Annotated in this window: 23 protein-coding genes; 16 read left to right on the forward strand and 7 right to left on the reverse strand. The window is 64.6% G+C overall.

Translation table 11 applies throughout. The features are described from left to right. Positions 1–58 precede the first annotated feature (58 nt). The 10 genes from ntrB (at position 59) to ABIB95_RS05875 (ending at position 12,262) form a co-directional block, all read left to right on the forward strand. On the forward strand, positions 59–955 hold the full coding sequence (gene ntrB, locus ABIB95_RS05830) for a nitrate ABC transporter permease (RefSeq protein ID WP_354238195.1): 897 nt from the start codon (positions 59–61) through the stop codon (positions 953–955). Positions 956–968: 13 nt separating this feature from the next. Continuing rightward, positions 969–1,763, forward strand: a complete 795-nt coding sequence (locus tag ABIB95_RS05835; RefSeq protein WP_085404431.1) for an ABC transporter ATP-binding protein — start codon at positions 969–971, stop codon at positions 1,761–1,763. Between the two features lie 336 nt (positions 1,764–2,099). Further along, positions 2,100–3,491: an MFS transporter gene (locus ABIB95_RS05840; RefSeq protein ID WP_166350775.1), complete on the forward strand. Its 1,392-nt coding sequence runs from the start codon at positions 2,100–2,102 to the stop codon at positions 3,489–3,491. 121 nt (positions 3,492–3,612) lie between these two features. Then, positions 3,613–4,041, forward strand: a complete 429-nt coding sequence (locus ABIB95_RS05845; protein WP_063986572.1) for a globin family protein — start codon at positions 3,613–3,615, stop codon at positions 4,039–4,041. Positions 4,042–4,051: 10 nt separating this feature from the next. After that, complete coding sequence (locus ABIB95_RS05850; protein WP_354238196.1) at positions 4,052–5,269, forward strand: NAD(P)/FAD-dependent oxidoreductase; 1,218 nt, start codon at positions 4,052–4,054, stop codon at positions 5,267–5,269. Between the two features lie 14 nt (positions 5,270–5,283). Next, positions 5,284–7,989, forward strand: a complete 2,706-nt coding sequence (locus ABIB95_RS05855) for a molybdopterin-dependent oxidoreductase (RefSeq protein ID WP_354238197.1) — start codon at positions 5,284–5,286, stop codon at positions 7,987–7,989. 247 nt (positions 7,990–8,236) lie between these two features. Further along, positions 8,237–9,142, forward strand: a complete 906-nt coding sequence (locus tag ABIB95_RS05860) for an SMP-30/gluconolactonase/LRE family protein (protein ID WP_354238457.1) — start codon at positions 8,237–8,239, stop codon at positions 9,140–9,142. Between the two features lie 10 nt (positions 9,143–9,152). Then, positions 9,153–9,992, forward strand: coding sequence for an aldo/keto reductase (locus ABIB95_RS05865; protein ID WP_354238198.1), 840 nt, complete (start codon positions 9,153–9,155; stop codon positions 9,990–9,992). 188 nt (positions 9,993–10,180) lie between these two features. Next, complete coding sequence (locus ABIB95_RS05870) at positions 10,181–11,122, forward strand: DMT family transporter (RefSeq protein ID WP_354238459.1); 942 nt, start codon at positions 10,181–10,183, stop codon at positions 11,120–11,122. 60 nt (positions 11,123–11,182) lie between these two features. After that, a complete protein-coding gene (locus ABIB95_RS05875) occupies positions 11,183–12,262 on the forward strand; it encodes a zinc-binding dehydrogenase (RefSeq protein ID WP_354238199.1) in 1,080 nt (359 codons plus the stop codon). Here ABIB95_RS05875 and ABIB95_RS05880 read toward each other — a convergent pair. The 3 genes from ABIB95_RS05880 to ABIB95_RS05890 form a co-directional block, all read right to left on the reverse strand. Beyond that, the gene (locus tag ABIB95_RS05880; protein WP_354238200.1) at positions 12,240–13,667 is read right to left on the reverse strand and encodes a TAXI family TRAP transporter solute-binding subunit; all 1,428 of its coding nucleotides are present in this window, start codon (positions 13,665–13,667) and stop codon (positions 12,240–12,242) included. The genes ABIB95_RS05875 and ABIB95_RS05880 overlap by 23 nt on opposite strands. Before the next feature lie 51 nt (positions 13,668–13,718). Next, positions 13,719–14,639: a polyphosphate kinase 2 gene (gene ppk2 / locus ABIB95_RS05885; RefSeq protein WP_354238201.1), complete on the reverse strand. Its 921-nt coding sequence runs from the start codon at positions 14,637–14,639 to the stop codon at positions 13,719–13,721. A gap of 96 nt (positions 14,640–14,735) precedes the next feature. Continuing rightward, positions 14,736–15,197: an Lrp/AsnC family transcriptional regulator gene (locus tag ABIB95_RS05890; RefSeq protein ID WP_014497003.1), complete on the reverse strand. Its 462-nt coding sequence runs from the start codon at positions 15,195–15,197 to the stop codon at positions 14,736–14,738. 134 nt (positions 15,198–15,331) lie between these two features. On the opposite strand from ABIB95_RS05890, the gene ABIB95_RS05895 reads away from it, so the two are divergent. Together ABIB95_RS05895 and ABIB95_RS05900 are read left to right on the forward strand one after the other, a co-directional pair. Next, positions 15,332–17,695 (forward strand): thiamine pyrophosphate-binding protein, encoded by a 2,364-nt coding sequence (locus tag ABIB95_RS05895; protein WP_354238202.1) that lies wholly within the window; start codon positions 15,332–15,334, stop codon positions 17,693–17,695. 268 nt (positions 17,696–17,963) lie between these two features. Further along, entirely contained in the window at positions 17,964–19,394 is a 1,431-nt protein-coding gene (locus ABIB95_RS05900) for an aldehyde dehydrogenase family protein (protein WP_354238203.1), read from the forward strand. Between the two features lie 195 nt (positions 19,395–19,589). Here the strand turns inward: ABIB95_RS05900 and ABIB95_RS05905 are convergent, their stop codons facing one another. Then, positions 19,590–20,558, reverse strand: a complete 969-nt coding sequence (locus tag ABIB95_RS05905; RefSeq protein ID WP_354238204.1) for an SMP-30/gluconolactonase/LRE family protein — start codon at positions 20,556–20,558, stop codon at positions 19,590–19,592. A 91-nt stretch (positions 20,559–20,649) separates the two neighbouring features. Between ABIB95_RS05905 and ABIB95_RS05910 the strand changes: the two genes are divergently transcribed. Further along, complete coding sequence (locus ABIB95_RS05910; protein WP_354238205.1) at positions 20,650–21,474, forward strand: NAD-dependent epimerase/dehydratase family protein; 825 nt, start codon at positions 20,650–20,652, stop codon at positions 21,472–21,474. Positions 21,475–21,544: 70 nt separating this feature from the next. On the opposite strand, the gene ABIB95_RS05915 is transcribed toward ABIB95_RS05910, so the two are convergent. Then, positions 21,545–22,375 (reverse strand): potassium channel family protein, encoded by an 831-nt coding sequence (locus ABIB95_RS05915; RefSeq protein ID WP_354119772.1) that lies wholly within the window; start codon positions 22,373–22,375, stop codon positions 21,545–21,547. A gap of 31 nt (positions 22,376–22,406) precedes the next feature. Further along, complete coding sequence (locus ABIB95_RS05920; RefSeq protein WP_063984782.1) at positions 22,407–23,312, reverse strand: transglutaminase family protein; 906 nt, start codon at positions 23,310–23,312, stop codon at positions 22,407–22,409. A gap of 192 nt (positions 23,313–23,504) precedes the next feature. Between ABIB95_RS05920 and ABIB95_RS05925 the strand changes: the two genes are divergently transcribed. From ABIB95_RS05925 to ABIB95_RS05935, 3 genes are all read left to right on the forward strand, one after another. After that, complete coding sequence (locus ABIB95_RS05925) at positions 23,505–23,768, forward strand: GlsB/YeaQ/YmgE family stress response membrane protein (protein ID WP_063986569.1); 264 nt, start codon at positions 23,505–23,507, stop codon at positions 23,766–23,768. Continuing rightward, positions 23,765–24,178, forward strand: coding sequence for a hypothetical protein (locus tag ABIB95_RS05930; RefSeq protein ID WP_354238206.1), 414 nt, complete (start codon positions 23,765–23,767; stop codon positions 24,176–24,178). Before ABIB95_RS05925 ends, ABIB95_RS05930 begins: the two co-directional genes overlap by 4 nt. A 189-nt stretch (positions 24,179–24,367) precedes the next feature. Beyond that, complete coding sequence (locus ABIB95_RS05935; protein ID WP_354238207.1) at positions 24,368–24,826, forward strand: MaoC/PaaZ C-terminal domain-containing protein; 459 nt, start codon at positions 24,368–24,370, stop codon at positions 24,824–24,826. A gap of 17 nt (positions 24,827–24,843) precedes the next feature. Here ABIB95_RS05935 and ABIB95_RS05940 read toward each other — a convergent pair whose 3' ends face one another. After that, the gene (locus ABIB95_RS05940; protein WP_354238208.1) at positions 24,844–25,530 is read right to left on the reverse strand and encodes a GntR family transcriptional regulator; all 687 of its coding nucleotides are present in this window, start codon (positions 25,528–25,530) and stop codon (positions 24,844–24,846) included. Between the last annotated feature and the right edge of the window lie 23 nt (positions 25,531–25,553).

Consider the following 25,553-nt stretch of genomic DNA (forward strand, 5'->3'; position numbering starts at 1 on the left):
GCCAGCGGCCGCCCTTGGGCGGCCGCGTCGTCCTTTGAAGCCGGAGAGGGATTTTTCAATGAACATGCCTGCCACGAAGATTGAGGTTGAGACCGCAACGCCTGCGGGTGCTTCCGCGCCGGTCGTCGCGATGACGCTCAAGCGTCCGCCGCGCAGCGAGGCCTACGCGCGTATGGCGAGGGAGACCGCCGTGCGCGTGATTCCGCCGTTGGTCGTGATCGCGCTGCTGACGCTGGTGTGGGAGCTGATCTGCCGCCGCGCCGGCTCGACGCTGCCGCCGCCGTCGCGGGTGTTCAAGGACACCAAGGAACTGATCTTCGATCCGTTCTTCGATCATGGTGGCATCGACAAGGGCCTGTTCTGGCATCTCTCTGCAAGCCTTCAGCGCGTCGCGCTCGGCTATTCGTTGTCGGCGATCGCCGGCATCGCGCTCGGTGTGCTGGTCGGGCAGTCGGTCTGGGCGATGCGCGGGCTCGATCCGCTGTTCCAGGTGCTGCGCACGATCCCGCCGCTCGCCTGGCTGCCGCTGTCGCTCGCGGCGTTCCGCGACGGCCAGCCTTCGGCGATCTTCGTCATCTTCATCACCTCGATCTGGCCGATCATCATCAACACTGCGGTCGGCATCCGCAACATCCCGCAGGACTACCGCAATGTTGCGGCCGTCGTGCAGCTCAATCCGCTCGAGTTCTTCGCCAAGATCATGATCCCGGCGGCGGCGCCCTACATCTTTACCGGTTTGCGCATCGGCATCGGTCTGTCCTGGCTCGCCATCATCGCGGCTGAAATGCTGATCGGCGGCGTCGGCATCGGCTTCTTCATTTGGGACGCATGGAACTCATCGCATATCAGCGAGATCATCCTGGCGCTGTTCTATGTCGGCATCGTCGGCTTCGTGCTCGACCGCCTGATCGCGGGCATCGGCAAGATCGTCACCCGCGGCACGGCGCAGAACTGAGGGAGAAGGGCACATGACCGCCTATCTGAAGCTCGACCATATCGACAAGGTCTTTACCCGCGGCGCCGCCAGCACGGAGGTGCTGAAGGACATCAACCTGACGATCGAGAAGGGCGAATACGTCTCGATCATCGGCCATTCCGGCTGCGGCAAGTCGACCCTGCTCAACATCATCGCAGGCCTGACCGGCGCCACCACCGGCGGCGTGCTGCTCGAGAACCGCGAGGTCAACTCGCCGGGGCCCGATCGCGCGGTAGTGTTCCAGAACCACAGCCTGCTGCCGTGGCTGACCGTCTACGAGAACGTCAAGCTCGGCGTCGACAAGGTCTTTGCCAGGACCAAGTCCCGCGCCGAACGCGACGCCTGGGTCATGCACAATCTCAACCTGGTGCAGATGGCCCACGCCAGGGACAAGCGTCCCTCGGAAGTCTCCGGCGGCATGAAGCAGCGCGTCGGCATCGCCCGTGCGCTGGCGATGGAACCGAAGGTGCTGCTGCTCGACGAGCCGTTCGGCGCGCTCGACGCGCTGACCCGCGCGCATCTGCAGGACTCGGTGATGGCGCTGCATCAGAAGCTAGGCAACACCATTCTGATGATCACCCACGACGTCGACGAGGCCGTGCTGCTATCCGATCGCATCGTCATGATGACGAACGGGCCGAGTGCGCGCATCGGCGAGGTGCTGGAGGTGCCGCTCGCACGTCCCCGCAAGCGGCTCGATCTCGCGACCAACTCCACCTATTTGAAGTGCCGCCACCGCGTGCTCGAGTTCCTCTACGAGCGTCATCGATTCGTCGAGGCCGCGTAAACGAAGGTTTAACGAGGTAGATAAGCGCGCCTAAATAATCGACACCTCGCTCAATCCTTGTGCGTCGCACAAGGATTGAGCGAATCGCAAAATTTGCGAGCGAAATACACCTGGAAGAATTTCGGGCAATGCGAACAAGCCCCTGAATTCCCTGTATTTCCTGAACGCGCGCAATTGGCACGGAAATTGAAATACCTTTTCCGACGCCAACGACGACGTCCCTCAACATCATCAATCAGCATCGTGAACTCGCCACCGGGGCATGGCCTCGGCGCGCGCCTCCGCGTGGAGGCTGAGCCTGCAACGACGCAGCGGTGAGCCAAGAAGGGATTATCAATGACGACGAATCCGACTCGAAATCCGACGTGGATTTCTGATTGGCGCCCCGAAGACGAGGCGTTCTGGAATGCGGGCGGCAAAGTGATCGCCCGGCGTAACCTGATCTGGTCGATCGTGGCCGAGCATATCGGCTTCTCCGTCTGGCTGATCTGGAGCATCGTCACCACCAAGCTGCCGCAGGCGGGCTTCCACTACACCACCGACCAGCTGTTCCAGCTCGTCGCGGTGCCCGGGCTGATCGGCGCATTGATGCGCTTCCCCTATACGTTCGCGGTCACGACCTTCGGCGGCCGCAACTGGACCATTTTCAGCGCGGCTGTCCTGTTCATCCCGACGCTGTCGCTCGCCCACTTCGTCGGCCAGCCCGACACCCCGTTCTGGCTGATGCTGCTGATCGCATCGACCGCGGGTCTCGGTGGCGGCAATTTCGCCTCCAGCATGACCAACATCTCCTTCTTCTTCCCTGACCGGATGAAGGGATGGGCGCTGGGGCTGAACGCGGCGGGCGGCAATATCGGCGTCTCCAGCGTGCAGCTGCTGACCCCGATCCTGATGACGCTCGCGGTCATCAACCTGTTCCAGGCGAGCCCCGTCGACGGCATCTTCCTCCAGAACGCAGGCCTGATGTGGGTGCTGCCGATCGCGATCGCGGTGTTTGGCGCGGTGTTCTTCATGAACAACCTGACCACGGCCAAGTCGTCGATCAAGAACCAGCTTGCGGTGGTCAAGCGCAAGCACACCTGGATCATGGCGTATCTCTATATCGGAACATTCGGATCCTTCATCGGCTACTCGGCGGCGTTCCCGCTGCTGATCAAGACCCAGTTTCCGGCGATCTCGATCTCGATCGCGTTCCTCGGGCCGCTGGTCGGTTCGCTGTCGCGACCGCTCGGCGGCTTGCTCGCCGACAAGATCGGCGGCTCCATCCTCACCTTCTGGAATTTCATCGCGATGGCGGGCGCCACCGTCGGCGTGCTCTACTTCGTCGGGCACAAGGACTTCACCGGCTTCCTTGCGATGTTCCTGATCCTGTTCGTGACGACGGGCATCGGCAACGGCTCGACCTACCGCATGATCCCCTCGATCTTCCGCGAGCAGAACCTGTTCAGGGTGCGCGGCAAGGGCGATGCGGCGCGCGCGGCGGCCTTGAAGACCGCGAGCATCGAGAGCGGTGCGGCGGTCGGCTTCATCGGCGCGATCGGCGCGGTCGGCGGCTATCTGATCCCGACCGGTTTCGGCAAGTCGATCGCCATGACCGGCGGCCCGTCGCTCGCGCTCGCGATCTATCTCGCTTTCTACGCCTCCTGCCTCGGACTGACCTGGTGGTTCTACCTGCGTCGCAGCCCGCAGGGTGAGGGCGCGTCAAGCCTCGCGGAAGCGCGAGTCTGAGTTTGGCACGAATGTCGCTTCTCCCCGTACGCGGGGAGAAGACTCTCTGATGACGTTTGACCCATGAACCTTGTTCGCAATGGCGCGGACAAAGGCAGACCGAAACAGACAGGAGAACATCATGACTTCAGAACAGATCACCCTCGTCCAGCAGAGCTTTTCCAAGGTCGCGCCGATTTCAGAGGCGGCCGCGGTGCTGTTCTACGATCGCCTGTTCGAGGTGGCGCCGTCCGTGCGCGCGATGTTTCCCGAGGACATGACCGAGCAGCGGAAGAAGCTGATGGGCATGCTCGCTGCCGTCGTCGGCGGCCTGTCGAAGCTCGAGACGATTCTTCCCGCGGCCTCGGCGCTCGCCAAGCGTCACGTCGCCTATGGCGCCAAGGCCGAACACTATCCGGTGGTCGGCGCGACCTTGCTCTGGACCCTCGAGAAGGGCCTCGGCGAGGCCTGGACGCCCGAACTCGCCACGGCCTGGACCGACGCTTACGGCGTCCTGTCCGGCTACATGATTTCCGAGGCCTATGGCGCACAGGCGCAGGCCGCCGAATAGGAGATGTCTTGTGAGTGAACCGCTGGTCATCGTCGGTAACGGTATGGCGGCCGCGCGTCTGGTCGACGAGCTCGCCAAGACCTCGCTCGGCCGCTACGCGGTCGCGGTGATCGGCGAAGAGCCGCGGCTCGCTTACAATCGCGTGCTGCTCTCCTCCGTGCTGGCCGGCGAGACCGGCTCGCACGAGATCGAGCTGAGGCCGGCGGACTGGTGGCGCCATCGCGGCGTCACCGTGCGCTACGGCTATCGCGTCACCGAGATCGACACCGGCCGCCGCGAACTCAAGATCGAAGGTGAAGAGAGCGTCGAATATTCCAAGCTCGTGCTCGCCACCGGCTCGACGCCGCTGCGGCTGAACGTCCCTGGCGCCGATCTCGCCGGAGTTCACACTTTTCGTGATACGCGCGACGTCGATCTGCTGCTGACGCTCGCTGCGGCGAAGAAGCGCGTCGTCGTGGTCGGCGGCGGCCTGCTCGGGCTCGAAGCGGCCTATGGCCTTGCGAAAGCCGGCGCGCCGGTGACGCTGCTGCACCTGATGGACCGGCTGATGGAGCGCCAGCTCGATCTGCCGGCGGCCGACCTGCTGAAGACGCTGGTCGAACGCAAGGGCATCCGCATCCTGCTCAATGCCTCCACCGCCCGCATCCACGGCGAAGGCCATGTCGAAGCCGTAGAGCTCGCCGACGGCACGCGCATCGAGGCGGATGCCGTGATCTTCGCCGCCGGCATCAGGCCGAATGTGGCGCTTGCCAAAGAGGCGGGGATCGCGGTCAACCGCGGTATCGTCGTCAATGACGAGATGCAGACGGCCTCGCCCGACATCTACGCGCTCGGCGAATGCGCCGAGCATCGCGGCACCTGCTACGGCCTGGTCGAGCCGGCCTACGAGCAGGCGCGCGTGCTGGCGCGGCATCTCGCCGGACGTCCCGCCGCCTATCAGGGCAGCGTGGTCTCGACCAATCTGAAGGTCTCCGGCGTCAGCGTCTTCTCCGCCGGCGACTTCATGGGCGGGGATGGCAGCGAGAGCCTGGTGCTGTCAGACCGCAAGCGCGGCACCTACAAGAAGCTCGTCATCGCCGACGGCCGGCTCACCGGCGCGGTGCTGATCGGCGATACCGTCGATGCGCTCTGGTATCTCGAGCTGATCCGCAATCGCGACAAGGTGGCGGCGATCCGCACCGACATGATGTTCGGCCGCGCGCTGGCGCGTCCTTCCAAGGCGGCTTGATAAGGCAGCTCGATATGACGGCGATCGATCCCACGCTCCGCGCCACCAAGACGACCTGTCCCTATTGCGGCGTCGGCTGCGGCGTGCTGGCGACGCCCGACGGCAAGGGCGGGGCGGCGATCGCGGGCGACCCGGATCATCCCGCCAATTTCGGCCGGCTGTGCTCGAAGGGCTCGGCGCTCGGCGAGACCGTCGGGCTGGAGAGCCGGCTGCTCTATCCGATGATCCGCTGCAAGGGTGTGCTGGAACGCGTCGCCTGGAGCGATGCACTCGACCACGTCGCCCATCGCATGCAACACATCGTGGCGCGCGACGGCGCCGATGCGGTCGCGTTCTATCTCTCGGGCCAGCTCCTGACCGAGGACTATTACGTCGCCAACAAGCTGATGAAGGGCTTTGTCGGCACGGCCAATGTCGACACCAATTCGCGGCTCTGCATGTCGTCCTCGGTCGCGGGCCATCGCCGCGCCTTCGGTGCCGACACCGTGCCCGGCTGCTACGAGGATCTCGACCAGGCTGATCTGCTGGTGTTCGTCGGCTCGAATGCGGCCTGGTGCCATCCCGTGCTGTTCCAGCGCATGCTGAAGAACCGGCAGGAACGCGGCGCGCGCATGATCGTGATCGATCCGCGCCGGACCGACACCGCCAGCGACGTCGACCTGTTCCTCGGCCTCAAGCCCGGCACCGACTCCGCGCTGTTCTCCGGCCTGTTCGTCCATCTCGCCGACAATGGCGCGCTCGACCAGGATTACATTGCGCAGAACACATCGGGCTTCGATGACGCGCTGACGCGCGCGCGCAACATCGCCGGCAGTGTCACCGCGACTGCGCTGGCGACGGGCCTGTCCGAACAGGACGTCGCCGCCTTCTTCAAGATGTTCCGCGACACCGAGCGCGTCGTCACGCTCTATTCGCAGGGCGTCAACCAGTCGGCGCAGGGCACCGACAAGGTCAACGCGATCCTGAACTGCCATCTCGCCACGGGGCGCATCGGCAAGCCGGGCGCCTCGCCGTTCTCGCTCACCGGCCAGCCCAATGCGATGGGCGGCCGCGAGGTCGGCGGCCTTGCCAACCAGCTCGCCGCGCATATGAACTTCACCCCGCCCGACATCGACCGTGTCAGGCGGTTCTGGAAGGCGCCGCGCATCGCCACCCATGAAGGGTTGAAGGCGGTGCAGCTGTTCGAGGCGATCAACCGCGGCGAGGTCAAGGCGCTGTGGGTGATGGGCACCAACCCGGCGGTGTCATTGCCGGACGCGGACGTCGTGCGTGAGGCGCTGAAGAAGCTCGAGCTGTTCGTGGTCTCCGAGAACGTGCTCTCCAATGACACGGTCAAGGCGGGGCCGCATGTGCTGCTGCCGGCGCTCGCCTGGGGCGAGAAGTCGGGCACGGTGACCAACTCCGAACGCCGCATCTCGCGCCAGCGCTCGTTTCTGCCGGCGCCGGGCGAGGCGCGGCCGGACTGGTGGATTCTGAGCGAGACCGCAAAGCGGCTCGGCTTCGGCGACAGCTTCAACTACAAATCCGCCGCCGATATTTTCCGCGAGCATGCCGCGCTCTCTGCTTTCGAGAACGACGGCAGCCGCGATTTCGACATCAGCGGGCTCACCTCGTTGTCCGATGAAGCGTTCGATGCGTTGAAGCCGGTTCAGTGGCCGGTGCGCGAGGGTCAGGCGTCGAGCGAGCGCTTCTTCGCGAACGGCGGCTTCTTCACCAATGACGGCAAGGGCCGCTTCGTCGCGCCGGACGTGCCGTCACTGCGCGGCGAGACCGGACCGTCGCGCCCGCTGCGGCTCAACACCGGACGTATCCGCGACCAGTGGCACACCATGACGCGCACGGGTCTCAGCCAGCGTCTCGGCGCGCATCTGCCGGAGCCGTTCGTCGAGATCCACCCGGATGATGCCAGCAAACACGGCATCGCGCATGACGGCTACGCCCGCATCACCACCGATTACGGCCAGTGCATCCTGAAGGTCGTCGTCAGCGACCGTCAGCAGCGCGGCACGCTGTTCGCGCCGATCCACTGGAGCGCGATGAACGCCTCGCACGGCCGCGTCGGGGCGCTCGTGCAGTCCTTCACCGATCCGTTCTCGGGCCAGCCGGAGTCGAAAGCCACGCCGGCGGCGATCTCGCCTTATGAATACGTCTTCCGCGGCTTTGCGCTGTCGCGCAAGCAGCTCGATCTGCCGCCGAACCTGATGTGGACCCGTGTCACGGTTACGGGCGGCTTCGGCTATCTCTTCGCCGACAATGCGGATCTGTCGCGCTGGCCGGCCTGGCTCGACGGTGTCGCCGGCGAGGATGTCGCCGACTATCGCGACTTCGGCGGCGGCGTTTATCGCGCGGCCTCGTTCGCGGGCGACCGCATCGAGACCTGCCTGTTCGTCGGCCCCGCGCATGATGCCGGCGACTGGGAGGTGGTGAAGAGCCTGTTCGTGGCCGATCACGTCACCGACGAGCAGCGCCGCATGCTGCTGTCAGGCAAATCGACGGAGGGCGCGGCCTCGACCGGCCCCATCGTCTGCGCCTGCTTCGGCGTCGGCCGCGGCACCATCTGCGACACCATCGCGAGCGGCGCGCGCACGGCGGCCGAGATCGGCGCCAAGCTCAAGGCCGGCACCAATTGCGGCTCCTGCATCCCCGAGCTGAAGCGGCTGATCGCGACGACGGAAGTGGCGCCGGCGAAGCAGGTCAAGCTCGCGGGTGTGGCGGGGTAGGTCAGGCTCTATCCTTCGTCATTGCGAGCGCAGCGAAGCAATCCAGAATCCGTCCGCGGAGACAGTCTGGATTGCTTCGCTGCGCTCGCAATGACGGTGTTGAGGCAGTTGTGCGCGACATCTCTCCTCAGGCGCCCCGAAGGAGGCCCGGCCCAATGCAGCCATGCCCTCCGCACCAATCGACGCGCCCTCGATTGTGCCCTATGTTGCCGCGCGCTCCCCCTCAACAGCCACAAAAACAACAATGATGTACCTGGAAACGCCGCCGCGCCTGATCGAAACCAAGATCTTCTCCGCCATGCCGGACCAATTCCGCCGCAAGGGCGTGCGGACCGATTGGGCCGATGCCAACCGGCCGGGTGTGCCGACCGATAGTTTCATCGAAGGGCCGTCGTTCGACAAAGACGGCAACCTCTACATCGTCGACATTCCCTTCGGCCGCATCTTCCGCATCGCGCCTGATGGCGCGTGGTCGCTCGTGATCGAATATGAGGGCTGGCCGAACGGATTGAAGATCGCCGCCGACGGCCGCATCCTCGTGGCCGACTACATGCACGGCATCATGGAGCTCGACGCCGGGGCAGGGCGCATCAGGCCCATCCTGACCGCGCGCAATTCAGAATCGTTCCGTGGCTGCAACGATCTGCATCTCGCCTCCAACGGCGACATCTTGTTCACCGATCAGGGCCAGACCGGCCTGCACGACGCAAGCGGCCGTGTCTATCGCCTGACGCCGAGCGGCCGGCTCGATTGCCTGCTCGACACCGGCATCAGCCCGAACGGCCTGGTGCTCGACCCCAGCGAAACGGTGCTGTTCGTCGCCATGACGCGCGACAATGCGGTGTGGCGGTTGCCGTTCATGAAGGACGGCAGCGTGTCGAAGGTCGGCCGCTTCTGCTCGCTGTTCGGCACCAGCGGTCCTGATGGGATGACCATGGACGCCGCCGGTCGCCTGTTCGTCGGCCACGCCTCGCTCGGCCACGTCTTCGTGTTCGCGCCGAACGGAGAGCTGATCGCGCGGATCAAGTCGTGCGCGGGTCCGAGCTGCACCAATGTCGCCATCGGTGGCGTCAAGAAAGATCGGCTCTATATCACGGAGTCCGGGACCGGCAGCGTGCTGGTCGCGGATATCAGTGGCCTATCGAGCATCTGAAGGAACGAACATGAACACAAAACCCTTCGGCAAGACCGGCGCTAACGTCTCCGTCATCGGGCAGGGCACCTGGTATCTCGACCATGGCGACCGCAAGCGCGCGATCGCGGCGCTTCAGCGCGGGCTCGATCTCGGCATGACCCACATCGACACCGCAGAGATGTATGGCGATGCCGAGCTCGTCATCGCGGATGCAATCGCAGGGCGCCGCGACGAGGTGTTCCTGGTTTCAAAGGTGCTGCCGAGCAACGCCTCGCGCGGCGGTACCATCACGGCGTGCGAACGCTCGCTGAGGCGGCTGAAGACCGATCGTCTCGACTGCTATCTGCTGCACTGGCGCGGTTCCTATCCGCTCGAGGACGCGGTCGCCGCGTTCGAGGAGTTGGTGAAGGCCGGCAAGATCAAATCCTGGGGCGTCTCCAATTTTGACGCCGACGATCTCGACGAAATTCTCGACGTCTCCGGCGAAGGCCGCATCGCGTGCAATCAAGTGCTTTATCATCTGAAGGAGCGCGCGATCGAGCATGCGGTGATCCCGTGGTGCGAGAAGCGTGGCGTTGCTGTCGTTGCATACTCTCCGTTCGGCCACGACGATTTTCCCGCAAGCAACAGCAAGGGAGGCGCGGTGCTGGCACGCATCGCGGAGGCGCGTCGTGTGACACCGCGGCAGGTCGCGCTGAGCTTCCTCACCCGTGCAACTACGGTGTTCGCGATCCCGAAGGCGTCGTCCGCGGAACATGCCGGCGAGAATGCGGCGGCCGGCGATCTCGTGCTGACGAAAGAGGAGATTTCGGCGCTCGATGCGGCGTTTCCGCGCGGTCCGAAGCCGCGCAGTCTGCCCATGTTGTAGTGCACAAACGCCTATTATTAATGGAGTATTGACGCGCGGGGTCGTCAGCGCATATCGGCATCCTGTTTTCAGAAGTTGTGAAAGCGGCGCATTTGTCGTTTTTTACGATCGTTCCCGAATCGTAGTTTTCCCAGGTTCCAGCCGTGACACCGCCGCCCGCCGTAGCCGCAAGGCTCGACAGTATTCCCATGCCCGTGCCGGAGAAGAAGCAGGAGGCTCGCCGCGCGCCTGCGCGCGTCGATCATCCCTTCAAGGGCATCGCGCTGGTGCTGCTGTCGACGGTATTCCTCGGCTGCTCCGACGTCACCGCAAAGTATCTGTCGACGAGCCTGCCGTCGATCGAGATCACCTGGATCCGCTTCGTCACGTTCGCGCTGATGTTCACGCCGGTGATGCTGCCGGGCTCGCCGCTGCATGCGATGCGCACCGATCGCCTCGGCCTGCAATTGATGCGCGGCGTCGCGCTGCTCGGCTCCTCGCTGTTCTTCATCACCGGTCTCCGTTTCCTCCCCATCGCGGAAGCCTCGGCCACCGGATTCGTCTCGCCGCTGTTCGTCACCGCGCTGTCGATCATCTTCCTGAGCGAGACGGTCGGCATGCGCCGCTGGATCGCGACCGCGATCGGTCTCATCGGCGTGATGATCATCCTGCGTCCGGGCTCCAATGCGTTCCACGCCGCCGCGTTCTTCCCGATCATCTCGGCATTCTGCTGGGCTGCTGCGCTGATCCTGACGCGTATGATGAGCGGGCGCGAAGCCGTCCTCACCACCATGGCCTATTCGGCGCTCACGGGCGTTGCGATCCTCAGCCTGATGGTGCCGTTCGTCTGGGTGACGCCGAGCTGGACCGCGATCGGGCTCGGCATCGTGATCGGCGTCGCGTCCACCGTGGGCCAGTGGATCATCGTGCTGGCCTATCGCTACGGCGATGCCTCGGTGCTGGCGCCGTTCTCGTACACGCAGTTGCTGTGGGTCAGCATTCTGGGCTTCTTCCTGTTCGGCGAAGTGCCTGATATCTGGACCGTCACCGGTGCTGCCTTCATCGTCGCCAGCGGTCTCTACATCGCCCATCGCGAGCGCATCCGCCGCGCCCAGCTGCTGGTGCTGGAAGAGCGTTCCCCGAACCCCTGACGCAAGTTCGCGCGTCCTGCTTCGTGCTATCAACGGCTCCAACAACACGGGAGGAGCCGGATGCGCGCTGCGATTTTCAGGAACGGTGAGATTGTCGTCGACCGGATGGTCGAGCCGAAGCCGGGCCCCGGCCAGGTGCTGGTCAGGACGCTCGCCTGCGGCATCTGCGGCTCCGACCTTCACGCGCGCCTGCATGCTCCCCGCATGGTGGAGATGGCGAAGAAGACCGGCCGCAAGCCGATGGATCTCGCCCGCGACGTCGTGTTCGGCCATGAGTTCTGCTGTGAGATCGTCGATTATGGTCCCGGAACCGCACGCAAGCTCAAGTCCGGCACCCGTGTCTGCTCACTGCCGGCGCTCGTGACGCCGCAGGGCATCGAGGGCATCGGCTATTCCAACGACAATATCGGCGGCTACGCCGAGGCGATGCTGCTCAGCGAGCCCCTGCTGCTTGAGGTGCCCAACGGTCTCGCGCCCGAACATGCGGCGCTAACCGAGCCGCTCGCCGTCGGCGTCCACGCCGTGGCGAAAGCCAACATCCGGGGCGGCGAGGTACCGCTCGTGATCGGCTGCGGCCCGGTCGGTCTCGCGGTGATCGCCGCGCTGAGGATCAAGGGTCTGCATCCGATCGTCGCCGCCGACTATTCGCCGGCGCGGCGTGCGCTCGCGGCAAGGCTCGGCGCCGATATCGTCGTCGATCCCAAGGTGTCGCAGCCCTATGCGACCTGGGCCGAGCACGCGCAGATGTCGGAGGCCGAGAAGGCGGCGCGGCCGCCGTTGCAGGCCATGCTGCCGGCGCTGAAGCCTGCGATCATCTTCGAATGCGTCGGCGTGCCCGGCCTGTTGCAGCAGGTGTTCGAGGGCGCCCCGCGCGACGCGCGCATCGTGGTGGTCGGCGTCTGCATGGAGACCGACAGGAGCGAACCCATGCTCGGCATCATGAAGGAGCTCAACGTCCAATATGTGCTCGGCTACACGCCGGATGAGTTCGCAGCGTCCCTGCGCCTGATCGCGGAGGGGCAGGTGGATGCGGCCGCGATGGTCACCGCCGAGGTCGGCCTCGACGGCGTCGCAAAGGCGTTCGCTGATCTCGCCAATCCTGAGGCGCACACCAAGATCATCGTGCAGCCGTGGAAATAGGGAACGGCTGAAGCACGCCGCCATCGGGTTTCGCGGCGACGTCGGCATCGCTCATCTGGGCGATCACGGCCCGGCGGTCGACGATCGCCTGATGGAATTGCGCCAGCACGAGGCCGAAGGCGGTGAGGTCGCCGTCTTCGATGGCGCCGTCCTCGTGACAGGCCAGCGTCTCGCGCAGGATGTCGTCGGCTGCGCTCTGCATCGCCGCGAGATCGTCGAGCGACGTCGCCTCCCGCACGCTCGAGATCGCCGTCAGCAACCGGTCGCGATGCAGCGCGTTCTCGCTACGCTCCTCGCGCCGCAGATAGTGCCGCAGCCACGCGGCCACCGAGCCGAGGCCCGAGAGCAGCAGCACTACGCCCCAGATGTAGTCGCTGTACTTGTCCATGAAGCTGCGCTCGTTGCCGTCGATAAAGGCGGCAGCTCCCGGATGGGCCGGCAGCGCGGCGTCTTTGTCGGTGTCAGGCTTCTGGATGTGACTGGCGCCGGGCAAGTCCTTCACGAGCGACTGACGGACCGTAAACAGCTCGCGGGTGAAGGCAGCGACCGTGTCCTCGGACAATGAAGCCGGCGCGACGATCAGATGATTGACGGCGATGGTGTCGACCTTGTCGTCCGGCCGCTGCGGCGTTGTGGAAAATGCACTCGCGGGAATTTCCTCGGATTCGTAGAGCGGATGCCGCTCGGCGATAGCGTCGGAGACGTCGACGGACAGGAACTTGGGCTCGCCGCGCAGGCGCGCGGTGGTGGCGATCGTGCTTGCGATCGCCTTGTCGTCGAGTGCGCCCACCATCATGAAGGCGTCGAGCGTTGAGTCCTGGGCCATCTCGGAAATGCGGTCGATACCGAACTGTGCGATCGTGACCTTCTGCGGATTGACGCCTGACTCGGCGAGGATGACGCGGAGCAGATTGAGATTGGCATCGCCAAGGCCGACGACCCCGATGCGGCGCCCCGTGAGGGAGGCGATCTCCATGATCTTCGGCCTGGCGGCGCCCTTGCGCGCCGCTGGCGCCCACAACACCACGAAATTCCGCCGCAGGATCGCCACCGAATTGGTGTCGGCCGGCATGGCGAAGTCGCCGCGAGCCACCGCAAGCTCGGCCTTGCCGGCGCCGAGCAGATTGAGGCTTTGCAGTGTGCCGTCGGTCTCGATCGGCACGAGCCGCACCGCGCCACCCCTGGCGTCGAACGCCTTCGCCACGGCCGCAATCAGCGCCTGGTCGTCACTGCCGGCTGGCCCGACCGCGATGCGTAGCGTCGCCGGCTGCCAGACCCAATAGGCGAGGGCAAGAGCGACCGTGAGCACCGAGAGCACGCTTGCGAGCGCGAGCCACGGGCCAAAGCGATTGCGGCGGCGAGACGACGCGTCTCTCCTCACGCTCAGATCGCTCGGCACGGGCATCTCGCTTTCCTCATCGGCAAGCTCGCCCGACGGCAGGCGCGGCGGGTGCCGTCAGTATTTCGAAGGCACGTACATCTCCGGCGGAATCGGGTCGCGGTGGTAGTCGGGGTTGCGCACGCGCGGCGGCAGCACCACGGGCACGCGGGCGACCTCCTGGTACGGCATCTGACTCAGAAGATGTGCGATACAGTTGAGGCGGGCGCGCTTCTTGTCGACGGCGTCGACGATCCACCACGGCGAGTCCGGCAGATGCGTGTGCTCCAGCATCGTCTCCTTGGCCTTGGTGTACGCCTCCCAGCGGCTGCGCGCCTCGACGTCCATCGGGCTCAGCTTCCACTGCTTCAGCGGATCCCTGATGCGCATGCTGAAGCGGAACTGCTGTTCGTCGTCGGTGATCGAGAACCAGTATTTGACGAGCGTGATGCCGGAGCGGATCAGCATCCGCTCGAACTCCGGCACCGTCTTGAAGAATTCCTGGTACTCGTGCTCGGAGCAGAAGCCCATCACGCGCTCGACGCCGGCGCGGTTGTACCAGCTGCGGTCGAACAGCACGATCTCGCCGCCGGCCGGCAAATGCGACACGTAGCGCTGGAAGTACCATTGCGTGCGTTCGCGCTCGCTCGGGGCGGGGAGCGCCGCGACACGGCAGATGCGGGGATTGAGCCGCTGGGTGATGCGCTTGATGACGCCGCCCTTGCCGGCGGAATCGCGGCCCTCGAACAGCACTACGACCTTCTTCTTCTCGCTCTGTACCCAGTCCTGGAGCTTGACCAGTTCGCCCTGGAGGCGGAGCAATTCCCTGAAATAGAGCCTGCGATCCACCGTCGGGCGGAGCGCGTCCGTCTCGTCCAGCAGCTCGTCGAGCCTGCTGTCATCGAGCTCCATCTCCAGCTCTTCGTCGAGATCGTCGGTCATTTCCCGGATGATGCGCTCGCGTTTGGCCATTTCAGGGGTGCGGTCGGATGCGGTCATGGGTCCTTCTTTCGGCAGGGTGCCTGTCGCTCGTGACCATCGGCGGGGTTTATTGCGCCCATGTGACACCGGTTCCGAAATAGCCCGGCGGGACCGTCAGACCGGCAGGGCGATCGAATATTTGACCTGGCTCAGCGCGAAGCTCGACTCGATCGAGGCAATGCCGTCGAGCCGGGTCAGCTTGGTCTTCAGGAAGGTCTCGTAGGAGGCGAGGTCGGCCGCCACCACGCGCAGGAGATAGTCGCGGTTGCCGGTCATCAGATAGCACTCCAGCACCTCGTCCCATTTCGAGATCGCGCGGGCGAAACGATTCAGATCCTCTTCCTTCTGCCGCGCCAGCTTGATCGAGATGAAGACGCTGACATGAAGCCCCAGCGCCTTCTGGTCGACGGTCGCGATGTAGCGGCTGATGACCCCGCGCTCCTCCAGCAGCTTGACCCGGCGATGGCAGGGCGACACCGAGAGCCCGACCTTGTCGGCCAGTTCCTGCATGGTCAGCCGGCTGTCGTTCTGGAGCAAAGCGAGGATTTTCCGGTCGATGGCGTCGAGGTCTGGCATTGGGATGAAACCTGTCTGAAGCGCTGATCCATTGGTAAAGTATCCCAATATTTGGAGGTATGGCGCGAAAAATTGAGAAGTTTGGCGCCGCCCGCAGGCGTATCATCGTCAGACCTGTTTCCGGGAGCATTGCCATGCCCGTTGATACCGCCCGTCTGGACACGTTGACCGCGCTGGCCCGCAAGGCGCTGTGGCTGTCGTCATGGACCATCCATCACGCCAACCACATCCGCGCCAACGCGGACGGGCTCAAGGTCGGGGGACACCAGGCCTCGTCCGCCTCGCTCGCGACCATCATGTCGGCGCTGTATTTTGGCGTCCTGCGGCCTGAGGATCGCGTCGCGGTGAAGCCGCATGCGAGCCCGGTGTTCCACGCCATCCAGTATCTGTTCGGCCGGCAGACGCGCGAGAAGCTGGAGAACTTTCGCGGGTTCAAGGGCGCGCAGTCCTATCCCTCGCGCACCAAGGATGTCGACGACGTCGATTTCTCGACCGGGTCGGTCGGCCTCGGCGTCGCGCAGACGCTGTTCGCATCGCTGGTGCAGGACTACGTCAAGGCGCATGGCTGGATGAAGGATCGCCGCGAAGGGCGGATGATTGCGCTGGTCGGCGATGCCGAGATGGACGAGGGCAACATTTTCGAGGCGCTCGCCGAAGGCTGGAAGCACGGCCTGCGCAACACCTGGTGGGTGGTCGACTATAACAGGCAGTCGCTCGACGCCGTCGTGCGCGAGGGGCTCTGGGAAAAGTTCGAGACCATGTTCCGCAATTTCGGCTGGGACGTGGTGATCGTGAAATATGGCCGCCTGATGCGCGAGGCCTTCGCCGAGCCCGGCGGCGAGGCGTTGAAGCGCTGGATCGACAATTGCCCGAACGCGCTCTACGCGGCGCTGTGCTTCCAGGGCGGTGCCGCCTTCCGCAAGCATCTGCACGATGAGATCGGCGACCAGGGCCCGATCACCAAGTTGATCGACAGGCGCAGCGACGAGGAGCTGCTGGCGCTGATGTCGAACCTCGGCGGCCACGACATGGCGAGCATGCTGGAGGCGTTCGAGTCGATCGATCACGACCGCCCGGTCTGCTTCATCGCCTACACCATCAAGGGCGTCGGCCTGCCGTTCCAGGGCCATAAGGACAACCACGCCGGCCTGATGACGGTCACGCAGATGGAGAAATATCGCGAGAGCCAGAACATTCGTGCGGGCCACGAATGGGACAAGTACGAGGGCCTCGCGCTAGCCCCCGCCGAGCTCGACGCCTTCCTTGCGCGCGTGCCGTTCAACCAGGACGGCCGTCGGCTGACCGCGCCTGTTATCGAGGTGCCCCAGCAGCTGGCGTTCAAGCCGTCGCCTCAGATGTCGACCCAGCAAGGCTTTGGCCTCGTGCTGAACGAGATCGCGCGCGGCGACAGCGAACTGGCCAGGCGCATCGTCACGACCTCGCCCGACGTCACAGTCTCGACCAATCTCGGTCCGTGGGTGAACCGGCGCGGCCTGTTCGCGCGCGGCGAGAAGGCGGACTTATTCCGCAGCGAGAAAATTCCCTCCACGTTCAATTGGGACTTCTCACCCAAGGGGCAGCATCTCGAGCTCGGCATCGCCGAGATGAACCTGTTCATCATGCTCTCGGCGCTGGGCCTCTCGCACCAGATCAATGGCGAACGGCTCTTGCCGGTCGGCACGCTCTACGATCCCTTCATCGAGCGCGGCCTCGATGCGCTGAACTACGCCTGCTACCAGGATGCGCGCTTCATGGTGGCAGCGACGCCCTCGGGCATCACGCTGGCGCCGGAAGGCGGTGCGCACCAGTCGATCGCGACGCCGTTGATCGGCATGGCGCAGGACGGGCTCGCCTCGTTCGAGCCGGCTTTCGTCGACGAGCTCGCCGTGATCATGGCTTGGGGCTTCAATCACATGCAGCGCGATCCGGGCGAGGGCGGCTCGGTCTATTTGCGGCTCTCGACGCGCAGCATCGAGCAGGCGCAGCGGATCATGACGCCGGAGCTTGCGCAGGGCATCACCGACGGAGCCTACTGGCTGCGCAAGCCGGGACCCAATGCCGAGCTCGTGATCGCCTATACCGGCGCGGTCGCGCCCGAAGCGATCGAGGCGACCGGCTTCATCGGCGAGAGCCGCCGTGACATCGGTCTGCTCGCGATCACCTCGGCGGATCGCCTGCATGCGGGTTGGACCGCTGCGCGGAAATTGCGGCGCGATCGGCGGGGTGTGCAGCATCTCAGCCACATCGAAAAGCTGCTCGCGCCGCTGCCGCGCGACTGCGGCATCGTGACCGTGATCGACGGCCATCCCTCCGCGCTCGGCTGGCTCGGCAGCGTCCGCGGTCATCGCGTCGAGGCGCTTGGCGTCGAGCAGTTCGGCCAGACCGGCACGATCGCGGACCTCTACCGCCATTACGGCATCGATGCGAACGCCATCATCGATGCGGCCGAAAGCCTCACCACCGGCGCGCCGGTGCTGCATCGGAAGATGGCGGTGTAGTTGAGGTAACTGCCCTGTCATTCCGGGGCGACGCGTAGCGTCGAGCCCGGAAGCCATACTCCCGATCGTGGTTATGGATTCCGGGCCCGCGCCAAGTGGCGCGTCCCGGAATGACACCTGAGGGAGCCTTGCCTCGTTCCCGTCATCGGCTCATATATCCCCCGTCCGCCGCAACGCTGGCCCCGCATATGGCGGGTTCAATTGCCGGCGCTTTCGTGCAAGGATGCCTGCCGAAACGCCCCCTCCAAGCCCCAAGAAGAGGTTAACGATGGTCAATCGCATGCAATTCTACATCGACGGCGCCTGGGTCGATCCCGCCGTCAAGAAGTCCACCGCCGTGGTCAATCCCGCGACGGAAGAGGCGATGTACGAGGTTGCGCTGGGCTCCAAGGCTGACGTCGACAAGGCTGTCACTGCTGCCAAGCGCGCCTTTGCAACCTTCTCCCAGACCAGCCGCGAGGAGCGCGTCGCGCTGCTCACGAAAGTCATCGAGATCTACAAGGGCCGCCTCAAGGAGATCGGTGCCGCCGTCTCCGACGAGATGGGCGCGCCGCTGCCGATGGCGGAGAAGCTCCAGGCCGGCGCCGGCCTTGGCCACCTCATGACCACGCTCGACGTGCTCAAGAACTACCATTTCGAGGAACCGGTCGGCACCGCCATGGTGCTGCGCGAGCCGATCGGCGTGGTCGGCATGATCACGCCCTGGAACTGGCCGCTGAACCAGATCGCCTGCAAGGTTGCGCCTGCGCTTGCCGCCGGCTGCACCATGATCCTGAAGCCGTCGGAGTTCACCCCGACCTCGGCTTTGATCTTCGCGGAAATCCTCCACGAAGCCGGCGTGCCGAAGGGCGTGTTCAACCTCGTCAACGGCCTCGGCCCCGAGGTCGGCGCCGCCATGAGCGAGCATCCTGATATCGACATGATCTCGTTCACCGGCTCGACCCGTGCCGGCATCGACGTGGCCAAGCGCGCGGCGCCGACCGTGAAGCGCGTCAGCCAGGAGCTCGGCGGCAAGTCGCCGAACGTCATCCTCGAAGGTGCCGACCTGCAGAAGGCGGTGACCGGCGGCGTGATGCACATGTTCAACAACTCCGGCCAGTCCTGCAACGCGCCATCGCGCATGATCGTGCCGCTGTCGAAGATGAAGGACGTCGCCGCGATCGCGAAGGCCGTCGCCGACAAGACCAAGGCCGGTGATCCCCGCGCTGAAGGCACTACCATTGGTCCGGTCGTCAACCGCGGCCAGTGGGACAAGATCCAGGGCCTCATCAAGAAGGGCATCGACGAGGGCGCAACGCTCGTCGCCGGTGGTCCGGGCCTGCCCGAAGGCGTCAACAAGGGCTTCTACGTCCGTCCGACCATCTTCGCCGACGTCACCCCTGACATGACGATCGCCCGTGAAGAAATCTTCGGACCGGTGCTCACCATCATCGGCGCCAAGGACGAAGCCGAAGCCGTGCACATCGCCAACGACACGCCCTATGGTCTCGCGGGTTACGTCTCGGGCGCTTCGGTTGAGGACGCCAAGCGCGTGGGTCGCCAGATCCGCGCCGGCAACGTCAACCTCCAGGGCGTGCCCAACGACCGCACCGCGCCGTTCGGCGGCTACAAGCAGTCGGGCAACGGCCGCGAGTGGGGCAAGTACGGCCTCGAGGACTTCCTCGAAGTGAAGGCCGTTGCGGGCTTCAACGCGGCGTAAGCTTACGTCGAGAACCAACATGACGCCGGAGCGGGAAACCGCTCCGGCGTTTTTGTTTTGTCGACGTGTCTGCAACGCGGGAATTCGTAGGGTGGGCAAAGGAGCGTAGCGACGTGCCCACCATTCCGCGACGAACAAGAAGCGGTGGGCACGCTTTCGCTTTGCCCACCCTACGAGACCGTCTCTGCGGAACGCCTATCCCCCGACCGCGCCCTGCGTGTTTACATACAGCGCGTAGATCGATTGGCTTGCCGCCATGAACAGGCGGTTGCGCTTGACGCCGCCGAAGCAGAGATTGGCGCAGCGCTCGGGCAGCGAGATGCGGCCGATCATGACGCCGTCGGGCGCGAACACGACGACGCCGTCGAGCTCGGGATCGCCCATGCCCCAGCCGCACCAGAGATTGCCGTCGATGTCGCAGCGCATGCCGTCGGGCGTGCCCGGGCCCGCGTCGATGTGCACGCGCTTGTTGGAGATCGTGGTGCCGTCGGGCGAGACGTCATAGGCGAGGATCTTTCGGTTCGGCACGCCGCGCGATTCCACGACATACAGAATCGTCTCGTCGGGCGAGAAGCACAGCCCGTTGGGACCGAGCACGCCCTCGGCGACGATGGTCGCCTTGCCGGTCGCGGGATCGAGCCGATAGACGTTGGGCTCGATCTCGGGCTCCGCCTTGTAGCCCTCGTAATTGCCAAGCAGGCCGAAGGTCGGATCGGTGAACCAGATCGAGCCGTCGGACTTCACCACGACGTCGTTCGGCGAGTTCAGCGGCTTGCCGCCGAACGAATCCATCAGCACGGTGATGCTGCCGTCATATTCGGTGCGCACCACGCGGCGGCCGCCATGCTCGCAGGTGACGAGCCGGCCCTGACGATCCCTGGTGTTGCCGTTGGCGAAATTCGAGGGCTTTCGGAAGACCGAGACGGTTCCGGTCTCCTCCTCCCACTTAATGATGCGCTGGTTCGGGATGTCGCTGCACAAGAGATAGCGGCCGTCGCCGAACCACACGGGACCCTCGGCCCAGCGCAGGCCGGTCGCCAGCCGCTCCACTGCCGACAGCTTCAGCCAGTATTTTTCGAAGCGGGGGTCCAGTGCTTTTATCGCCGGATCGGGGTAATAGGTCGCCGGCCGCCAGCCTTGAGCGTGGGACGATGCATCGTTCATGTGCAGGTCTCTTTGTTGCGTTCCCTCTGTCCAAGTCTGCTAGCATCAGTTATCTACGGCCGCAAATCGGTCACCACAGGCGAGGGAAGACATGCCGCGTATTTTGATGACGGGAGCTTCGGGCGGAATCGGCACGAGCCTGCGAAAGCTGCTGCCGCCGACCTATCCGGATCTCCTGCTCTCCGACATCAATCCGCCCGCCGATCTCGGCGCGAACGAACAATTCAAGGCGGCGGATCTCGCCGATCTCGCGCAGTGCGAGGCGATCTGCGAGGGCGTCGACGGCATCATCCATTTCGGCGGCTATTCGGTCGAAGGCACCTGGGACCAAATCCTCCAGGCCAACATCATCGGCGGCTACAATTTGTTCGAGGCCGCTTACCGCAAGGGCGTCAAGCGCGTGGTGTTCGCCTCGTCCAACCACGCCGTCGGCTTCTATCCCCGCCACCACAAGATCGGGACCGACGTCACCCCGCGCCCCGACGGTCGTTATGGCGTCAGCAAGGTGTTCGGCGAGGCCGTCGGCGCGCTCTACGCCGACAAGCATGGCCTGAAGGTGACCTGCCTGCGCATCGGCAATTTCGGCGACATGCCGCTCGACCAGCGCCGGCTCTCGATCTGGCTGAAGCCCGACGACCTCGTGCAGCTCTGCCGCATCGGGCTCGAACATCCCGACATCCATTTCGAGGTCTTCTACGGCGCCTCCCTCAACGAGCGCGCCTGGTGGGACAACCACCGCGCCTACGAATTCGGCTATCGCCCCACCGGCCGCGCCGAGGATTTCCGCGAGCACGCGATGGCCGAGCAGGCCAAGCTGAAGCCGGATCCGGTCGGCGACCACTACCAGGGCGGCGCGTTCTGCAGCAACGAGTTCGACGGCGATGCGAGCCGGATCATTGATTGGAATAAGCGCTGATATGCCATGCCCCCTCTCCCCAGTTATGAGGTGAGGGGGCCTCTCCGCGGCACTCGCGCCGGCTTGCAGCCTAGTCCATGCCTTCATCGGGAATGTTCAATACGGTGCCACACGCTTTGCAATGCACCGCGTCGACATCGTGGCGCTGCAGGGCGCAAACCGGACAGGGGAAGCGTACCTTGGAGGGCGCGAGCAGTGCCTTGGCGAGATTCAGGAAAAGGGTCACGCCAAAGATCATGATGACGACGGTGATCAGGCGGCCGACGGTCCCGGGCAAGGTGATGTCGCCGAAGCCGGTCGTGGTCAGTGCGGTGACCGTGAAGTAGAGCGCGTCGGCATAGTTGGCGATCTGATGATTGTGAGACTTCTGCGTCTCGTAGACGATCCCGGTCATTACGAAAATGAACACGCCGAGGTTCACGACGGCAAAAACGACTTCCTCGTTTCGGCGGAAGAAGGGGCTGTCGACCCGGAGGCGCGCCACCATCTGGTAGTCGCGCAGCAGCCGCAATGTTCGAAATGCGCGCAAGAAGCCGCCGGCCTCTCCGGCGAGCGGCGCAAGGAACGAGATGATGACGACGATGTCGGTCCAGGTCGAAAGCCGCGCCAGGTCGTGCAGCGGCTGACGGCTGATGATCATCCGTGCGGCGAAGTCCGCAAGGATCAGGACGCCGAACACGACATCGAGCGACTCGACGGCCCTGTTGCGAGGCAGGAACGAGGTCGCGATGATGAACAGAACCGTGACGATGTCGAGCGCAAGCAGGGCGTATCGGAATTTTATGCAGCCGAACGTGTCGCCTTCGTAAAGTTGCCGGATCCTGCCCTTCAGGGCCTCGAATGGGACGGCGACGGCGTCGAGCGGCCCATGTCCCTTCGTACTGTTGCGATAAAATGCCATGGTCAGCGACCGCCGCGCCTATCTCGGTAGCCTACGCTTCCGAAGGATCGAGCATTTCGCCAATCTTGTTGACGGCGACATTGATCGACATGCCCAAATAGTCGCCGGGATCGCCGAACCATGACCCAGTCAGCGGCACGGCCTGGCCCGGATGCCGCGCAATGGCCACCGGAATGAGGTCGAAGCCGGCGCTCAGACTGTTGGTTGGATCGTAATCCAGCCAGCCGGCACCGGGCAGGAATACCTGCACCCATGCGTGGGTCGCGCCGGAGCCGGTCATGCCCACGGCACCGCCATCGAGCGCCGCATCATAGAGATAACCGCTGACGAAGCGAGCGGCGAAGCCGAGCCGGCGCAACGTCTCGATCATCAGCCAGGCGAAGTCCCGGCAGGTGCCCGATTTCGTGCGCAGCGTTTCGCCGGGTGACTGTGTGCCTTCGGCATCTCTGCCGCGATAGTTGAAGTCGCTGCGAAACTTGCCGAGCATTCGGCGCAGCACGTCGGCGGTCCGATCCTGATCGCCGGCAACGAAGCTCTTGGTCCACGCCGCATGACTGCCGTCTGCATCGTCGGCATGCGGGCGCAGGTAACCGGCAAGGTCGGTCCATTCGTCCGGGGTGTACTGCACGGGGACCTCCTCGGCCCGGGGCTCCAGCGGAAATGTCTCCAGGCCCTTGATGCCGAAATAGACGCCACGAACCCTGAACGTGAATGTCAGCTCGCTGCCGGGTTCGCTGAAGTCCATCACCGTGACGGCATTGGAGCGGGAGTCGGTGACCCAATGCACCTTTGACGGCAGGCTGGTAGCAGCGGACCAGCGAAGCAGCCGGGTCGCGGCGCCGCGCCGCGGCAGGAACATCGCCCGGTGCGTGCCGAACGTCACCGGCTTTGCATAGCGGTAGGTCGTGGTGTGCGTGATCTCGCCAATGATCGCCATGCATTGATCCGCTTCGCGTTGCGGAGCGCATTGAGCGCCTTCCCGCGCAAGAGAGAGCAGGCGCCAGCTTTCGGCCCGGCCGCTTCCACCCATTGATCTAGATCAACGTCGTTCCCGGGATCGTCTGGCCATCAAGTGATCACGCATTCCTTCAGACGTTGATGTGCAAACCGACCGAATGGAGCGATGGACATGGGTATCCTTTGGACGATCATCATTGGATTTATCGTCGGCGTGGTCGCGAAATTCATCATGCCCGGCGACAAGTCCGAGCCCACGGGGTTCATCCTGACGACGGTCTTGGGAATCGTCGGCGCGTTCGTCGCGACCTGGCTCGGTCAAGCCGTGGGCTGGTATCATTTCGGAGAGGCCGCCGGCTTCATCGGCAGCGTGGTCGGAGCCATCATCCTCCTCTTCCTGTACGGCCTTGTCATGGGTCGTCAGGGGCGCGCTTGAAAATCACGCTATCAGCCGTCGCGATGCTCGCGATGATCGTGACAGGACCATTGCAAGCCGCAACGCTCAGCGACGCCGAGGCGACGTTTCTCGACCAGCTCGTCACCGCATCGGTGGTGCTTGAGCAGCGATGCGACGGTTACGAAGTCGACGGCGCCGGCGGCGTTCAGCTCGGCGCCCGGCTTCTCGGTAGCCCTGAGGCGGCGATGGCCATGATCGACACCTTTTCCGCGGCGATAAAGGCCCACGATGGCGAGAGCTACGATCCCGGCAGGTTTCGTCCCGAGGTGTTCGAGGCGGCCAGCAAGACGATCAAGCGCGTCCTGGCGGAATTGATCAAGGATCCTAAAGGGGCTTGCGCCGACTATGGTGATGCCAGCGTGGATCGCGGCCTGCTGAAGCGATACTGAACATTCGAGGGCTACTCGGCAGTTGAACCCGAAAGAGAAAGACTGAGGCGATGGGTTTCGCAAGAGTTCTGCCCATCCTACGGGTTCATCTCACGTCCGACCAAGCAGAGCGGCAGCGTCGATCCGCTGACTTTGAGCGGCAGGGCGGCTAAGGTTTCATCACATCCAGCCGGCACTTGGGAGACGTTGATGGTCATCCTGTATTTCGACGAGGCTGAGGTCGGCAAATTGCGGACAGCGGGCCCGTATCAGGTATCGAGGGACGAAATCATCGAGTTTGCCAGGAAGTTCGACCCGCAGCCCTTTCATGTCGATGAGGAAGCTGCCGCGCGCTCGGTCTTTGCGGGGCTGACGGCATCAAGTGCTCACACCTTCGCGATCCTCATTTCGTTGTTGAGCAAGACACACCCCTTTTCGCTTCGTGTCCTGGCCGGGCTCGGTTTTGATGAACTCAGGTTGCCCGCGCCGGTGCGCCCGGGAGACGAGCTTGGTCTTGAGGTGACGATCCTAGAGAAGCGCGAAACCAAGTCGCATTCCGACAGGGGTGTCGTCCGCAACCAGATTCATCTCCGCAATCAAAAGCGTGAAATCGTGCTGCAATGCATCGGCACAGTCCTCGTCGCGCGCCGGCCGGTCGCGAGTTCCTGAGACGTCGAAGTGAAGCCCTACCGCCGTGCCTCTTCCCCCGCAATCCTTGCCAGATAATCCGACTTGCTGAACTGCATGTGGTCGACGCACAGCTGCGCCAGCGCCCAGCTGTCGCGGCCCTTCAACAGCTCGATCATCAGCTCGTGCTGGCGCCGCGATTGCGCAAGGCCATCGCGGTCGGCGAGGTTCTTGGCGCGCATCGGCAGCGTCAGGTTCATGTAGTCCTGGAGCGAGCGGACCAGATAGGGATTGCCGCAGGCCGAAAACAGCGCGAGGTGGAAGGCATCGTTGGCCTCGTGGATGCCGCGCAGATCCTGCACATCGGCCTTCGCGCAATATTGCCGCTGCAGTGCGGTCAGTTCGTCGATCAGGCCTTGCGGCGCGGGCAGGGGGATCATCAGCGCGGCCTGCCGGGTCAGCATCTCGCGCACCTCGTAGATCTGCCGGACTTCCTCGGCCGAGTAGAACCGCACGGTGGCGCCGACGTTCTTCTCGCGGCGGACGATGCCGCGGCGCTCGGCATCCACCAAGGCCTGCCGCACGAAGTGCCGGGAGGTGCCGTAGCGCGACATCAGCGCGTCTTCGGTCAGGCGCGCGCCCGGCGGCAGGCGGCCGAAGATGATGTCCTCTTCCAGCCGCGCGACGACGTCGTCCGGATCGTCGCGCCGGACCGGCATGGCGTCTTCGGTGCGGATGTCGGACATGCCCTCAGCCTCCGGCTTATGCC

The organism is Bradyrhizobium sp. LA2.1 (assembly GCF_040547725.1).
Taxonomy (GTDB): domain Bacteria; phylum Pseudomonadota; class Alphaproteobacteria; order Rhizobiales; family Xanthobacteraceae; genus Bradyrhizobium; species Bradyrhizobium barranii.

Bases quoted from the DNA above. Each gene is read 5' to 3' on its own strand.
- ABIB95_RS05880 (WP_354238200.1), bottom strand. From the start codon at position 13,667: ATGCCCGTGCCGAGCGATCTGAGCGTGAGGAGAGACGCGTCGTCTCGC.
- ABIB95_RS05840 (WP_166350775.1), top strand. From the start codon at position 2,100: ATGACGACGAATCCGACTCGAAATCCGACGTGGATTTCTGATTGGCGC.
- ABIB95_RS05865 (WP_354238198.1), top strand. From the start codon at position 9,153: ATGAACACAAAACCCTTCGGCAAGACCGGCGCTAACGTCTCCGTCATC.
- ABIB95_RS05905 (WP_354238204.1), bottom strand. From the start codon at position 20,558: ATGAACGATGCATCGTCCCACGCTCAAGGCTGGCGGCCGGCGACCTAT.
- ppk2 (WP_354238201.1), bottom strand. From the start codon at position 14,639: ATGACCGCATCCGACCGCACCCCTGAAATGGCCAAACGCGAGCGCATC.
- ABIB95_RS05835 (WP_085404431.1), top strand. From the start codon at position 969: ATGACCGCCTATCTGAAGCTCGACCATATCGACAAGGTCTTTACCCGC.
- ABIB95_RS05925 (WP_063986569.1), top strand. From the start codon at position 23,505: ATGGGTATCCTTTGGACGATCATCATTGGATTTATCGTCGGCGTGGTC.
- ABIB95_RS05845 (WP_063986572.1), top strand. From the start codon at position 3,613: ATGACTTCAGAACAGATCACCCTCGTCCAGCAGAGCTTTTCCAAGGTC.
- ABIB95_RS05920 (WP_063984782.1), bottom strand. From the start codon at position 23,312: ATGGCGATCATTGGCGAGATCACGCACACCACGACCTACCGCTATGCA.
- ABIB95_RS05910 (WP_354238205.1), top strand. From the start codon at position 20,650: ATGCCGCGTATTTTGATGACGGGAGCTTCGGGCGGAATCGGCACGAGC.
- ABIB95_RS05890 (WP_014497003.1), bottom strand. From the start codon at position 15,197: ATGCCAGACCTCGACGCCATCGACCGGAAAATCCTCGCTTTGCTCCAG.
- ABIB95_RS05935 (WP_354238207.1), top strand. From the start codon at position 24,368: ATGGTCATCCTGTATTTCGACGAGGCTGAGGTCGGCAAATTGCGGACA.
- ABIB95_RS05895 (WP_354238202.1), top strand. From the start codon at position 15,332: ATGCCCGTTGATACCGCCCGTCTGGACACGTTGACCGCGCTGGCCCGC.
- ntrB (WP_354238195.1), top strand. From the start codon at position 59: ATGAACATGCCTGCCACGAAGATTGAGGTTGAGACCGCAACGCCTGCG.
- ABIB95_RS05915 (WP_354119772.1), bottom strand. From the start codon at position 22,375: ATGGCATTTTATCGCAACAGTACGAAGGGACATGGGCCGCTCGACGCC.
- ABIB95_RS05870 (WP_354238459.1), top strand. From the start codon at position 10,181: ATGCCCGTGCCGGAGAAGAAGCAGGAGGCTCGCCGCGCGCCTGCGCGC.
- ABIB95_RS05900 (WP_354238203.1), top strand. From the start codon at position 17,964: ATGGTCAATCGCATGCAATTCTACATCGACGGCGCCTGGGTCGATCCC.
- ABIB95_RS05855 (WP_354238197.1), top strand. From the start codon at position 5,284: ATGACGGCGATCGATCCCACGCTCCGCGCCACCAAGACGACCTGTCCC.
- ABIB95_RS05875 (WP_354238199.1), top strand. From the start codon at position 11,183: ATGCGCGCTGCGATTTTCAGGAACGGTGAGATTGTCGTCGACCGGATG.
- ABIB95_RS05940 (WP_354238208.1), bottom strand. From the start codon at position 25,530: ATGTCCGACATCCGCACCGAAGACGCCATGCCGGTCCGGCGCGACGAT.
- ABIB95_RS05860 (WP_354238457.1), top strand. From the start codon at position 8,237: ATGTACCTGGAAACGCCGCCGCGCCTGATCGAAACCAAGATCTTCTCC.